Below are 12,133 nucleotides of genomic sequence, written 5' to 3'. Positions count from 1 at the left end.
GATGACGGTTTACACATTAGGTTGATAATCAAATTCAATCACTTCGCCGTATTCAATGCCTTGTTCACGATAACCCACGATCGCTTCTATCACATTAAAATGTGCGACGACGGCAATGGTTGAATACTCGTGATACATGTCGAGCACAGCGCTCACGCGACGGTGCAAAGCTGTTGCGGATTCATAACCGGCGTTAGTAACCTCATTACCGTTGGCAAACAGCTCTCTATACTCAATCCAGCGACGATCGCGTTCAGAAAGAGGAATATAGCTCCCCTTTATATCCGCTTGCCATTCGCGTAAATCGTGCTCAACAAACAGATCTTTTTGCAGCTGTCGGTTGAGAATTTCTGCTGTTTGCAGGGCGCGCGTATAGGGCGACGACAATATAATATCCGCTTGTTGTAAGGCAGTGTGATTGGCCAAGGCCTGGATGTCTGGAATACACGCACGTTGTAGTGGCGCATAATCTTTTTCTAACTGACTCATCTGACGAGCATCTGCCAAAGCGTAATCGGTTTTTCCATGGCGGACAAAGACGACTTTCATCGGACTTCCTTCTCTAGCGTCGATCATGGCCATCAGCTTGCGGACATGTTTAGCAAGTGACATCCATTTGGACCAACGGTTGCTACAACCTCATTTGACATTGGGTTGTAGCATACCGTCATGATGCTGTCATGAAACGCCAGAAGGATAAAGGACATGACGTGAGCGAGCTCGCTATTTTTGATGATGGCGGTCAAGTATATTAATACGATTCCGTCCTTCCTCTTTCGCTTGATACAGACGTTGGTCTGCCATTTCTAGCAGATAAGAGTCAGTGGTTTCATCGGTCGGTTGCAAAATGATCCCGCCAATGCTCACTGTAATCGTCTTGCCATCTGGGTTTTTCGCATGGGTGAGGCCAAGTGCCGCAATGTCATCATGAATCGCATCAGCTAATGCATGAAGCTGAGAGGCGTAGTGGGTTGAAAGCGTGATAGCAAACTCTTCTCCTCCAAACCTTGCAACCGAGCCTTGAAAGGCTTGGGTTTGCTTGAGCAGTACCCGCGCAATCTTAGTGAGTACATCATCGCCTTTTAGATGCCCATACTCATCGTTGTACGCTTTGAAGTGATCGACATCGATCATCATTACCGCAACAGGTAAGTCATTCTCAATACCATGACGGATATGGCTCTTTAGCTCACGTTTAAAGGGGCGGCGTGTGCTCAGGCGGGTGAGGTCATCTGTCTCTGCCTGTACTTTCAGTTTTTCGTTGGCTGCGATCAGTTCTTCTTGCAACTGTTCCATAGCAAAGTGGTTGCGCTCTCGAATCATGACTTCACTAATCGCCGTCGCAAAGCGCTTCAATAGTAACGTTTTGTTGTTATCCCAGATAAACGGTAATTGACGATTCGCCACCGTGATCATCCCAAAGCTCTTGCGGCCGTCGGTTAGTGGAAAAGCGGCAAAAGAGAGAATATGTCGTTGACGCAACCACGATCGTTCATTCATGGCATCATCGCCCAGCTGGCCAACGTGAGGGACCACCAATGTATCGGTATCTGCAAGCCAGCGTTTGATCATGTGCATGTCACTTAAATCCACTGTTTTTGGTGCAAAGTCGGCCTCTTCTGGCCAATAACAGCGACGTTCAGCGCGGTTCGAATCAAAGGCATACCAGCCGATGGCCTCTACTCCTAATAGTGACGCCATTTGCGGGAAAATAAGCTCAACGTCCTCGGTGATATGTTGAGAGTCAGCGCGTAGAAATTGAATCGAGATATCAGCCAATAATGAGCTCGCATTCGACTGCCAATTCAGTGCTTTTGTGCGTTGTTCTACTTGTTCTTCGAGCAACGTTTGATGTTGGCGTAGCTCGCGTTCTGTGATGCGTTTTTGTAATAAATCGTCTTTGATTCGGGACTGGAGCGAATTGATTGAACGAGAAACTTTACCAATCTCATCATTACGTTGAATTAATTGAATCGGCACACTACTTTGGCTGATTCTATCGGCTTGGTAATAGTCTAAAGTCGTTGCAAGTTGCTTGAGTGGCCGAGAGCAAAGCCGATTTAGCACCCAGAGAATCAGCAATGAAATCATCAATGTTTCGGTAAAATGGACGGCAGCAATAGGCACGATACTACTCAATGCTTCACGCTTTACCTCGCTGTGATCAAGAACGATATTCAGAGTGCCAATATTATTACCTTGAACACTCAGCAGTGCTTGGTGGTTGGCGTCACAATGACGACTGGTGTGATTAACTTCGGTAACCGTCGTGCCATCAAAACCTGTGACGTCGACCCGACAGACGGTGGGCGTCATCGCTAACCCTTTGACACTGCGGCGTACGAGTTCTAAATCAACAATCCATAATGCATGGCTAATGACCCGAGCTGAATTTTGGCTGCGGCTTTCCACCAGTTGCGTTGTGGTTGTTAGTGCTCGCTGATAGTTGATATACATTTGCGTCAGGGTCGTCCCAATAGCAAAGAGCAAACTAATGGCGAGCACGATAAAGGCGACGCGAGTTTGAAGACCACGTAAATTTATAGCGCGTTTTGTCACTTAGTTATCCATATCCGTTGAATGAGGCGTACATCGGCTTTCGGTCCGTCGAGCCATTTTTAAAAATGGAATCTCGTGCCAAGCTTGTTTGCGCAACTGTGTAAAAAAGCGTGAATCGGGTGTAATTAAACGAAAAAGTGCATTATTGCATCTTTTTGGTGTTGGTAAGCCGCTATCGTGCGCATAAATATGGCTTAATGCAAGACCGGCTGCGGTGAAATGCCCACCTCCCAGTGCTGAAATAGTACCAGCCTCACGTAAAGCGAGCACCTTTTCTGATGTGTTGACTGTGGCAAAGAAGATATCCTCGCCTGGTGTCTTTCCTGCTTGCTTCGCGGCTTTCATTGCGCCAAATGCCATGTGGTCATTGGCCGTCCACACGTAACGTACATCCGGGTAGCGTTGCAACAAGGTGTGCATCTGCTCTTGGCTAATGGACTCGTCCCATTGACCATGGACAATCTGACGCAAAGTAATATTTGGTTGCTCATCAAAAAAACGTTGACCCCCCGCTTCGCGTTGAACGGAGGCTGGCGTGGTGAGATCGCCCGAAATCATAACAGCGTCGCCAGACTCATTGTTACCTGCGTTTATCATTGCCTTCGCGATCGTATGACCAATGGCCTCGTTATCCGGAATGATGCTAGCTAGGAGATATTCTTGCCAATGCGTATCTTTTTCTATGGACATTTTTGTCTGTTCATCTATATCGTTTAAGATGACCTGAACGTAAATGGGATAATCGCGTAACATCGGTAGCAGATCATCCGCGGCTAATTTCTCATTAACGATGATGACATAATCGGGACGAGTCGGTTTATTTAAAGTGGCAGAGAGAATTTGGCGCATTGCAAAGTGATTACGATCTGCATGTCGAATGGTAAGGTCAAGATTCAACGCCTTGGCAGCAGCCTTGGCGTAATCGTCTACATCCTGCCAAAAGCTCTCATTGGCAAAGCCTGGATTGATAAAAAGTACTCTCGCCTGTTGTTGCGTCGTCGCGTAGGCAAGCGTATTGAAGAGCATTGCCACAGACGCAATCATCCATACCAACAGTGTGTTTTTCATTCTTATTACCAATCCTCGTATGTTTTTTCCCTTTTAGATATGATAGCGCATCTGTATAGGATTGATTGCGATGAAATCTTACAACAATAAAAAGACGTTTAAGCGCCATTTCCCAATGGATTTTTATGGCGACGGTGAAGGATGGCGTTTTGCTGTGCGTGCCGAATCTCCTGACCAAGTTTTAGCGGCTAAATGCTGGGTTGCTTGTTTGAGTGTTCGCCGTCGAGCCTTTCGTATTGTTGATTTAGCTGTCGATAGCTTTAATTATGTGGATGGTGTGTTTGACGCGGCAGGATTGACTGGTATTGAGTTGGGGACAAACATGCGTATTCGGCGTCAGGGGCAAGTGGTTACGGTCGATGCATTGAACAAACGGTATGGTGCTTTGTGGACCCACCGCGAGGCGTCTATTTCATCGGTATGTATCAAGCCTGCTAACAAGATCGCAATCTCTTAGTCTCCCGCTGCTCGATAAGGCTATCCAGTGTCATACTGAAAAGAAAAGGCGGCAGCGTATGGTTTTTCTCGTCATAACAGCACTTACCGTTTTAGGTGGCGTGCTGGCAGGTGAACACTTTCATTCCTATCTTTTAGGCTTTGGCGTCGCTAGTACAGCCGTGGGAGTTTGTTATTGGATCACCTTTCGTAGCACGCATTATCCGCAGTTTGCTCTATTTTTGTTGTTGCTTGGTGTGGCGGCCAAAATGGTAGTGACTGCGGCGGGTGTACTCCTCGGGTTAAAGCACTCGCTTATTACCTCCCCGTTTGTGTTTTCTTTGTCTTATCTTTTCTTTTTGTTTGCGTCGACCTATTGCTACTTTCGTTACCGCGAATATTGGTTAACACGTTTTCGACATAAAGATTTACAATGATTGACTCTCGTGCCGCTATCAAGCAAATAAATCATAGAGTTGGGGGAATGTGTGGATAAACTGGCGGATGATCTTCATCAAAAGCTATTTAACGAGGAAGACGCGCGGGCGTGTAAAGACATTGATGGCAGTGCGTGTCGCGAAGTACCGGGGAATTTTTTTCGTATTATCCTCAGCCAAGGGCTAACTAAAATCGGTGACGCGGTATCTAACCCGAAAATCGTATTACCAGCGTTGTTAACCGCTGTGGGTGCCCCCTTGGCCTTGGTTGGGCTGCTGGTGCCGATTCGAGAGGCGGGGTCGTTAGTGCCTCAGTTAGGTATTGCCGGTTATGTCCGCCAGTTTGCGGTACGTAAGTGGGCATGGGTGGCCGGCTCTGTTATTCAAGGGGCTTGTATCCTGGCAATGGCCATCGCAGCGTTGCTTTTAACCGGTCAAGTGGCTGGCTGGAGCATTGTTGGCTTGCTGGTGATCTTTAGTTTGGCGCGAGGCCTTTGCTCGGTGGCATCGAAAGATGTTTTGGGTAAAACGATTCCTAAACCCCAGCGGGGACGCTTGAATGGCTGGTCGTCAAGCTTGGCGGGTGCGGTGACGATTGCTGCCGGTGTGGGTTTATTTAGTGTTTCTGATCAGCAACATGTTTGGGTTTACTGTGCGCTACTAGCATTCGGTGCTGCGCTCTGGTGGGTGGCAGCGGCGCTCTACAGCCAGGTGGATGAATACGAAGGGGCCACTGAAGGCGGTGCCAATGCGCTGACGCATGCGCTTTCTAAACTACGCTTACTGGTGGATGATAGACGGCTGCGCCATTTTGTGATCACGCGCTCCCTGTTACTGTGTTCGGCCTTATCCGCGCCCTATTATGTGTTGTTAGCCAGTCAGCATAGCCAAGCGTTGGCGATCACCACCGCAAGTTTTGTCGCAATTAGCGGCGTTGCGAGCCTCATTTCTGCACCTTTTTGGGGACTTTTTGCCGATCATTCTAGCCGCCAAGTGATGATGATCGCCGCCGTGGTCACGGCGGTACTGGGGCTGGTGGTGGTCAGTATTAGTCAGTGGTACCCGACGCTGTTCTCATTGGCGTGGGTGTTACCTGGCGTCTATTTTGTCCTGACCATTGCTCACGAGGGCGTGCGTCTTGGGCGTAAAACCTACATTGTGAATATGGCCGAAGGTAATCAGCGCACTGATTATGTTTCAGTTAGCAATACACTCATTGGTCTCGTTTTGTTATTGATGGGCGCGGCTACTGCGTGGCTTAGTCAATGGGGGATCATGGTCGTCATTTCGGTGTTGTCCGTTTTTGGTTTACTCGGCGCATTAATGGCGCGCGCGCTGCCTGAAGTAGAACGCTAAGCCGACGGCGGAACAGAAAAGGAACAGAAAAAAGGCGCTGAATCCGTCAGCGCCTTTTTTGATTGGCTCTAATCCTTAGATTTTAAATTGGCTAATTAGGCGTTTGAGCTCGTCACCGGAGTGGTTCAAGTCTGATGCTGTGTGCGCAGAGTCATTGCTGGCACTGAGTAATTGGCTCACAATATCTCGGATAGAAATCAAATTGCGGTGGATATCCTCGGTGACTGTGGTTTGCTCCGCGGCCGCAGACGCAATGTGGGTGGTCATGTCATTGATTTGGGTGATCGCATTACTCACCGAATCAATGCCGCTGCCAATTTCGTTGGATGCTTCTGAGGTTTGCTGGCAGGTGTCATTGCTTTGTTTCATGCCCTCGACGGCCTGATTCACATAAGACTGCAGCTCGTCTAACATCTCTCGAATTTCGTGAGTGCTCTTTTGCGTGCGACTCGCGAGGGTTCTCACCTCATCGGCTACCACTGCGAAGCCTCGCCCTTGTTCACCGGCCCGTGCCGCCTCAATCGCCGCATTCAAGGCCAATAGATTGGTTTGTTCGGCAATATCACCAATCACAGACAGCACACCGGTGATTTTATGCGACTGCTCGTTGAGCGAATCAACGTTGTTACTCGATGTATTCATTTGCTCCACAAGTGTTTTCATGGAGTTAATGGAAAACTCGACTTTGTCTTGTGCCTGACGTGCATCACCGGTGGCGGCACTGGTGGCATCTGCAACTTGTGTGGCATTTTGAGAGACTTCTTGTGCGGCAGAACTCATTTCGGTCACCGCAGTCACTACTTGCTCGGTTTCGTTATCATGCGTTTGTAATTGGCTAGCAAACTGTGCGGCTTGGCTATCTATATCATTGGCAGATTGGCTTACTTTTTCAGTGACCTCGACGACGCTGCGGATAGTGGTTTGTAGCTTGTCAATAAAGCGGTTAAATGCATTGCCCAGCAAAGCTATTTCGTCGTGCCCTTTAACCTTTAAACGTTGGGTCAGGTCGCCATCACCGTCGGCAATATCATTGAGGTTGTCCAGCATATCTTTCACTGGCGTTGACATCCGTTGGGCAACAAACGCAACTGCACCAAAGGTAACAATCAGAATAATAATCCCGGCAATGATCATTCGTGCAGTTTGTGCTGCTAATGCTTCCTCTGCGTTTTCACGGAAATCGGCAACGCGTGCCTCAATGTCGTCAATATACGCCCCTGTGCCCAACATCCATTGGCCGTTATTGACCATATCGGCATAGCCAATCTTTTCAATCAGTTCATCGGTTCCCGGCTTTTGATAGAGGTAGGTGAAGGTGCCATCGCCACTTTGCGCTGCTTCGAGTAGACCCACAATAATTTTGTTGCCTTTGGGATCAGTAAGGTTAATTAACGATTGTCCTTCGACTTCAGGTTTCAGCGCGTGAAAGATATTGGTTCCCTGACGATCGTAAATATAAAAGTAGCCCGCCTTACCAAAGGTCACTTCGCGAAGTGCGTCTTTGACATTTTGTGTGGCATCGCCGCTCGCTTGCTGCGCGTTTTTTACCACAGTCGCGGCAATTTCAGTGGCTTCGCGAAGTTGCATTTTTCGCTCATCAATCAGCTTGGTTCGAAAAGTGATAATGTTCTCTTCGACCAGCTCGCGCTCGTAATAGGTGGTAATAAACAGCGTGATGAGAATGGATAATACCAAAGGTACAATGGCAAGCACTAAAAGCTTCCCGCGCAGCATTAACTTCAACATACCAGATACCTTGTGTTGATGATGGTTTCGATTTTGCTAAAGTATGGGAGACATCCTGCTCATTTGCCGCACTAAAAGCCCTTTATTTGATATGGGTTGGGAAATATCTTGTAATACTTAATGGTTGCCTAACTTACTTGTTCAAGCTTGTTTTGACTAACCATATGAATTTAATAAAATTTATACTATAAAAGCCGTAAGGTAAAGCAAAGTCAGTGAAATCGAGGGAGTGATGAAACTAAACGCAGACATGGGTGAAAGCTTTGGTGCGTGGACGATGGGAATGGATAGCGCGCTGATGCCGTGGATTGATATGGCCAATATTGCGTGTGGCTTTCATGCCTCTGATCCTGATGTAATGTCGGCCACGGTAGCACTCGCAGTGAAGCACAATGTGAGTATTGGTGCTCATCCTGGCTACGCCGATAAGCAGGGCTTTGGTCGCCGTCATATTGATCATACCCCTGCACAAATTAGTCACCTCGTTCGCTATCAAATTGGCGCGTTACAAGGGATCTGTGCACGCTTTAATGCGAGCCTTGATTATGTGAAGCCTCATGGTGCGCTGTATAACACCATGATGGTGGATAATGATTGCTTTGAGGGGGTGTTGGCTGCGGTGGCTGATACGCTGCCCAATACGCCATTAATGGTACTGGCACTGCCTGATAACCGTCCGCATCGCCAGCTTGCTCAAAAAGCCGGTGTACCGCTGATTTTTGAGGCCTTTGCCGATAGAGCCTATCTAGCGTCAGGGCAATTAGCGCCGCGCGATCAACCGGGCGCTGTGTTAGATGACGCCGACGCGATGATTGCGCAGGTGTTGCAGCTATCTCAACATGGCACGGTGACAACCCTTGAGGGACAAACGCTCTCTCTGTCGCCGGATACGGTGTGTGTGCATGGAGATAACCCACAATCGGTCGAGGCGATAAAACAACTCAGAAAGGCCTTAACACCATGACACTCAAGGTTGAGCAGGTCAGTGAAACCACGGTGATGATCCGGTTGGGTAATGAGATCGATCTTGCCTTAGTCCCACAGTTATTCGCGCTGTGTGAGCGAATCCGCCAACACTTTGGCCGTGGTGTGGTTGAGTTAATTCCTGCCTACACCAGTGTTTTGGTGGAAGTGAATGTTCGCTTACTGTCGCCAGAAAGGGTGAAAACGTGGGTGATGAACCAAGGCGACTCATTGCGAGTCACCCGTGACGCTGGGAGCGGAAAACACGTGTCATTGCCGGTGTATTATCACCCCTCGGTCGGACCCGATCTGGCTGCGGTCGCCGAGTTTGCCGGCGTGAGTGAGCAAGAGGTGATTGCGCGACACAGCCAACGAACTTACACCGTCTGTGCGATTGGTTTCGCGCCCGGCTTTGCCTTTCTTGCGTCGGTAGATGAGACCATAGCCATGCCCCGTCATACCACGCCTCGTCATCAGATCCCCGCCGGCAGTGTGGGCATTGCACAACAGCAAACCGCGGTGTACCCGGCAGCATCGCCCGCAGGCTGGCAAATTATTGGCAATTGTCCCAAGGTACTATTTAATCCCCGTCAATCGCCCATGATGCCGTTTGATGTAGGTGATACCGTCTGTTTTGAGCCGATGTCAGAGTCTGATTACCGCGCGGCAGGAGGTCAACGGTGGCAGGATTAACGGTGCTCGATCCCGGCGTATTGAGCTTGGTGCAAGACTCAGGGCGCTACGGGGTGGGCCAGCTTGGCTTAAGCCAAGGCGGACCGGTCGATTGCCACGCATTTGCTTGGGCGAATTATTTACTCGATAACCCCGTGAATACACCGGTTGTCGAGATAACCATGGGTCAGGCACGTTTTCGTGCTGATCACGTGATGTCGATCGCCATCACCGGCGCAGACATGCAACCTTGTATTAATGGTCAGCGCGTGGGTATGTGGCAGACGTTGACGCTAAATGCGGGTGATGAATTGCGTTTACGCTACGCGCGCCGTGGTTTGCGGGCCTATCTCGCGGTGCGTGGCGGCTGGGCGGTCGATGGCGCATTTGGCAGTGCCGCGACGGTGATGCGCAATCAACTCGGCGGTCTCCATTCCGGATTAAGTGAACAGGCGGGAGGCATGGCGCTCACCAAAGGAGATGTGTTGCCTTGCCGATCGCATGCGCTGTTGCCGAGGGTGCGCGGTGTACCGACACGTTTTATTCCTGACTACAATGCCCTGACTCCACTGGCGCTTGTGCCGGGGTATCAGTTTGATAGCTTCAGCGCCGAGGCGCAAACGGCATTTTTTGATGGCGAATACACGGTCGATCAGCACAGTGATCGTATGGGTGTGCGGCTCAATGGACCGAGCGTTGTCAGCAAGCAACCGGGAATTGTTTCCGAAGGCATTGCGCTCGGGGCCGTGCAAGTGCCCCCAGACGGTCAGCCAATTGTACTACTCAATGATCGGCAAACACTCGGTGGCTATCCTAAGCTTGGCTGTTTAACCCGTGCCAGCTTGAGCATGTTGGCGCAAACGCGACCCGGTCAGGCCGTGCGTTTTTATCCGGCGCGGCTGGCGGATGCATCAGCGCAATGGCAGACGTTTGTGCAGTTTTTTGACTGGTTCTAACCTGCAGAAAAATGGATAGATGAGCCTCTGGAAGACAGAGGCGCATGAAGGGGAGTCACGCAAACAACGGACTAGCGGAAACGACTAATTTGCTCGAGGGCTTTTTCCATTTGCGCAAAGTCAGGTGACGCGTTTTCTATCGGTCGGTTGGTATTATCCATGTATTGATATTGCCCTCCCGCACCGACTTCTAAAATGGTGTCGTCGGTCACTAGCGCATAGCCACTATAATTTGATGATAACACCCAATCTTGCCCGGGGTTGGGTGCAAGTAAGTCATGACCAATCGCGTAGCTGGCCGGATCGGACGTTACGCCCAAATAATGCTTCATCAGGGTGGGCGCAACATCTTGGTGGCTGGTTAGCTGCTTGCCGGTATCGATCTGTTTTACATCGATGCCGGGGCCTATCATCGCGAAAGGCACATGAATTTGTGGGTCAGTAAAGTTACTGTTATGCCCCCAAAAATTCAGTTGGTTGTCATTCATTTCTTGGCCGTGATCGCCAGTGAGCACAATCAAGGTATTATCGAACTCCCCGCTTTGTTTTAGCTCCTCAATGACCTTGGCAACCAAACTATCAACGTAGCGTACGCTGGTCTTATAGCGATTGAAAAACGGTGTCGGATCGGTCTCGTTATTTAGCTTGAGATAGTTAATTTCGTCCAACATCGGTTGATATTTGGGGGTAAAGTCTGCAGGGAAATCATAGCCATGTGGCGCATCGTAAAATAAAAACGAGAAGGTGGGACGGTTGGCCTCACGCTGCTGGTGCCAACGGATCCAATCTTGAGTGAGATCTGCGTCTAGCTCGGCGGGAGAGTCGCCATCAGAGCCATTACGTAAATCGGACACCTTGGTAAACACGGTTTGGTTGAATTCTGGTTTTTCCAATTGCGCGGCGGTAAATATACCCAGTTGATAATCGAGACCCTGCAGGCGGTCCATCAGTACCGGTGATTGTTGATTGGCAAGAAAGCTGTGCCAATAGGTGCCGGGCATGCCATAAAACAGACCAAAAATGCCGGTACGGGTGGCGTTCCCCGTCGCAAGGTGATGTGAATAGGTACGGCCATTTTGTGCCAACGCCCAAAGGTTAGGGGTGTTGTCAGCATTGAAGGTATCCGCACGCCATGAGTCAACCACCAAAAACATGATATTCACCGGCTGCGCAACCTCAGTCGTACTTAGCGGCGAAAGGGGATAGTTAAGGTCGGCTTCGCGATCCACATCCATCGCCTTTTGGCGCGCTAGAGCTTGTTCATCAATCCAGCCGTTTTTACGCATCATACTGTTAGCGGTGGCCGGATAAAAAAGCGGCAAATAACGTTTCACCGTTGTCACGGGCTGATACGCATAGGCTGCGGCCCAAATATGAATCCCGTGGGTGGCGAGCAAGGTAATAAACGTGAGCAGCGCAAATTTTTTGCCGACCTTGTGCTGGAAGGAAAAGCGTGTCCGTGACAGCACAGTCAGTAGCGCCCATTGCGCGGCGACGCAGGCAACCACGCCACCGGTCACCATCAGCCAGGTGATGAGCGGGAAGCTGACAATCTGTCCGGCAAGGATCAGATCCAGCACCATGGCATTGATATGGAATCGGTATTGGGCAAAGACGATGGTATCAATGAAAAGGGTGATCACACCCACTGAGGCTATCAAGGCAAGTAACGGCTGACGCACCTTGATTGGCAGCAGTAACAGCGGGAGTGTCACCAAGCCAACAATAGCGGCAAGTAAGGCCATCTGGCTAAAGGTACTGACCACGATAAAGGTGATACCAAGTGGCTCAGTGGGAAAACTAGGTAGAAACGCAAAGTAGCGGCTGGCTATTGCCATCAATACAAGGGCGTTAATGGCAATAAACCAGCTATGGGTTTGAAGTCGCGATTTAAAAGACATGGTTTCTTATCACAGTTGAGTTAATCAATTGGCAACGTAA

Annotated in this window: 11 protein-coding genes; 6 read left to right on the top strand and 5 right to left on the bottom strand. The window is 49.5% G+C overall.

Going from position 1 to position 12,133, the window contains the following annotated elements:
- Positions 1 to 9 precede the first annotated feature (9 nt).
- The 3 genes from BZG76_RS11410 to BZG76_RS11400 form a co-directional block, all read right to left on the bottom strand.
- Positions 10 to 549 carry a histidine phosphatase family protein gene (locus BZG76_RS11410; RefSeq protein WP_021024289.1) on the bottom strand — a complete coding sequence of 180 codons (540 nt, stop codon included), beginning with the start codon at positions 547 to 549 and terminating at the stop codon, positions 10 to 12.
- Between the two features lie 174 nt (positions 550 to 723).
- Positions 724 to 2,559 (bottom strand): GGDEF domain-containing protein, encoded by a 1,836-nt coding sequence (locus BZG76_RS11405; RefSeq protein ID WP_077461437.1) that lies wholly within the window; start codon positions 2,557 to 2,559, stop codon positions 724 to 726.
- Positions 2,560 to 3,627 carry an ABC transporter substrate-binding protein gene (locus tag BZG76_RS11400; protein WP_077461436.1) on the bottom strand — a complete coding sequence of 356 codons (1,068 nt, stop codon included), beginning with the start codon at positions 3,625 to 3,627 and terminating at the stop codon, positions 2,560 to 2,562.
- 70 nt (positions 3,628 to 3,697) lie between these two features.
- Here BZG76_RS11400 and BZG76_RS11395 point away from each other — a divergent pair, with 70 nt between their 5' ends.
- The 3 genes from BZG76_RS11395 to BZG76_RS11385 are packed head-to-tail and all read left to right on the top strand — an operon-like array spanning position 3,698 to position 5,855.
- On the top strand, positions 3,698 to 4,084 hold the full coding sequence (locus BZG76_RS11395) for a hypothetical protein (RefSeq protein ID WP_077461435.1): 387 nt from the start codon (positions 3,698 to 3,700) through the stop codon (positions 4,082 to 4,084).
- A 58-nt stretch (positions 4,085 to 4,142) separates the two neighbouring features.
- The gene (locus BZG76_RS11390; protein ID WP_077461434.1) at positions 4,143 to 4,499 is read left to right on the top strand and encodes an NADH:ubiquinone oxidoreductase; all 357 of its coding nucleotides are present in this window, start codon (positions 4,143 to 4,145) and stop codon (positions 4,497 to 4,499) included.
- A gap of 51 nt (positions 4,500 to 4,550) precedes the next feature.
- Positions 4,551 to 5,855: an MFS transporter gene (locus BZG76_RS11385; protein WP_077461433.1), complete on the top strand. Its 1,305-nt coding sequence runs from the start codon at positions 4,551 to 4,553 to the stop codon at positions 5,853 to 5,855.
- Positions 5,856 to 5,930: 75 nt separating this feature from the next.
- Here the strand turns inward: BZG76_RS11385 and BZG76_RS11380 are convergent, their stop codons facing one another.
- Entirely contained in the window at positions 5,931 to 7,601 is a 1,671-nt protein-coding gene (locus tag BZG76_RS11380) for a methyl-accepting chemotaxis protein (RefSeq protein WP_077461432.1), read from the bottom strand.
- 232 nt (positions 7,602 to 7,833) lie between these two features.
- On the opposite strand from BZG76_RS11380, the gene BZG76_RS11375 reads away from it, so the two are divergent.
- From BZG76_RS11375 to BZG76_RS11365, 3 genes are read left to right on the top strand one after another with little or no spacing between them, the layout of a single operon-like run.
- A complete protein-coding gene (locus BZG76_RS11375) occupies positions 7,834 to 8,565 on the top strand; it encodes a 5-oxoprolinase subunit PxpA (protein ID WP_077461431.1) in 732 nt (243 codons plus the stop codon).
- Positions 8,562 to 9,257: a 5-oxoprolinase subunit PxpB gene (gene pxpB, locus BZG76_RS11370; protein WP_077461430.1), complete on the top strand. Its 696-nt coding sequence runs from the start codon at positions 8,562 to 8,564 to the stop codon at positions 9,255 to 9,257. Before BZG76_RS11375 ends, pxpB begins: the two co-directional genes overlap by 4 nt.
- Entirely contained in the window at positions 9,245 to 10,192 is a 948-nt protein-coding gene (locus BZG76_RS11365; RefSeq protein WP_108743674.1) for a biotin-dependent carboxyltransferase family protein, read from the top strand. Before pxpB ends, BZG76_RS11365 begins: the two co-directional genes overlap by 13 nt.
- Positions 10,193 to 10,263: 71 nt before the next feature.
- Here the strand turns inward: BZG76_RS11365 and BZG76_RS11360 are convergent, their stop codons facing one another.
- Positions 10,264 to 12,093, bottom strand: coding sequence for a DUF3413 domain-containing protein (locus tag BZG76_RS11360; protein WP_077461429.1), 1,830 nt, complete (start codon positions 12,091 to 12,093; stop codon positions 10,264 to 10,266).
- Positions 12,094 to 12,133 lie beyond the last annotated feature (40 nt).

The sequence above is a fragment of the Salinivibrio sp. AR647 genome, assembly GCF_001995415.1.
GTDB classification, from domain to species: domain Bacteria; phylum Pseudomonadota; class Gammaproteobacteria; order Enterobacterales; family Vibrionaceae; genus Salinivibrio; species Salinivibrio costicola.
The sequence above is the reverse complement of the archived record's forward strand: the minus strand, read 5'-3'. Positions and strand labels throughout refer to the sequence as shown.

Bases quoted from the DNA above. Each gene is read 5' to 3' on its own strand.
- BZG76_RS11360 (WP_077461429.1), bottom strand. From the start codon at position 12,093: ATGTCTTTTAAATCGCGACTTCAAACCCATAGCTGGTTTATTGCCATT.
- BZG76_RS11390 (WP_077461434.1), top strand. From the start codon at position 4,143: ATGGTTTTTCTCGTCATAACAGCACTTACCGTTTTAGGTGGCGTGCTG.
- BZG76_RS11400 (WP_077461436.1), bottom strand. From the start codon at position 3,627: ATGAAAAACACACTGTTGGTATGGATGATTGCGTCTGTGGCAATGCTC.
- BZG76_RS11410 (WP_021024289.1), bottom strand. From the start codon at position 549: ATGAAAGTCGTCTTTGTCCGCCATGGAAAAACCGATTACGCTTTGGCA.
- BZG76_RS11380 (WP_077461432.1), bottom strand. From the start codon at position 7,601: ATGTTGAAGTTAATGCTGCGCGGGAAGCTTTTAGTGCTTGCCATTGTA.
- BZG76_RS11395 (WP_077461435.1), top strand. From the start codon at position 3,698: ATGAAATCTTACAACAATAAAAAGACGTTTAAGCGCCATTTCCCAATG.
- BZG76_RS11375 (WP_077461431.1), top strand. From the start codon at position 7,834: ATGAAACTAAACGCAGACATGGGTGAAAGCTTTGGTGCGTGGACGATG.
- pxpB (WP_077461430.1), top strand. From the start codon at position 8,562: ATGACACTCAAGGTTGAGCAGGTCAGTGAAACCACGGTGATGATCCGG.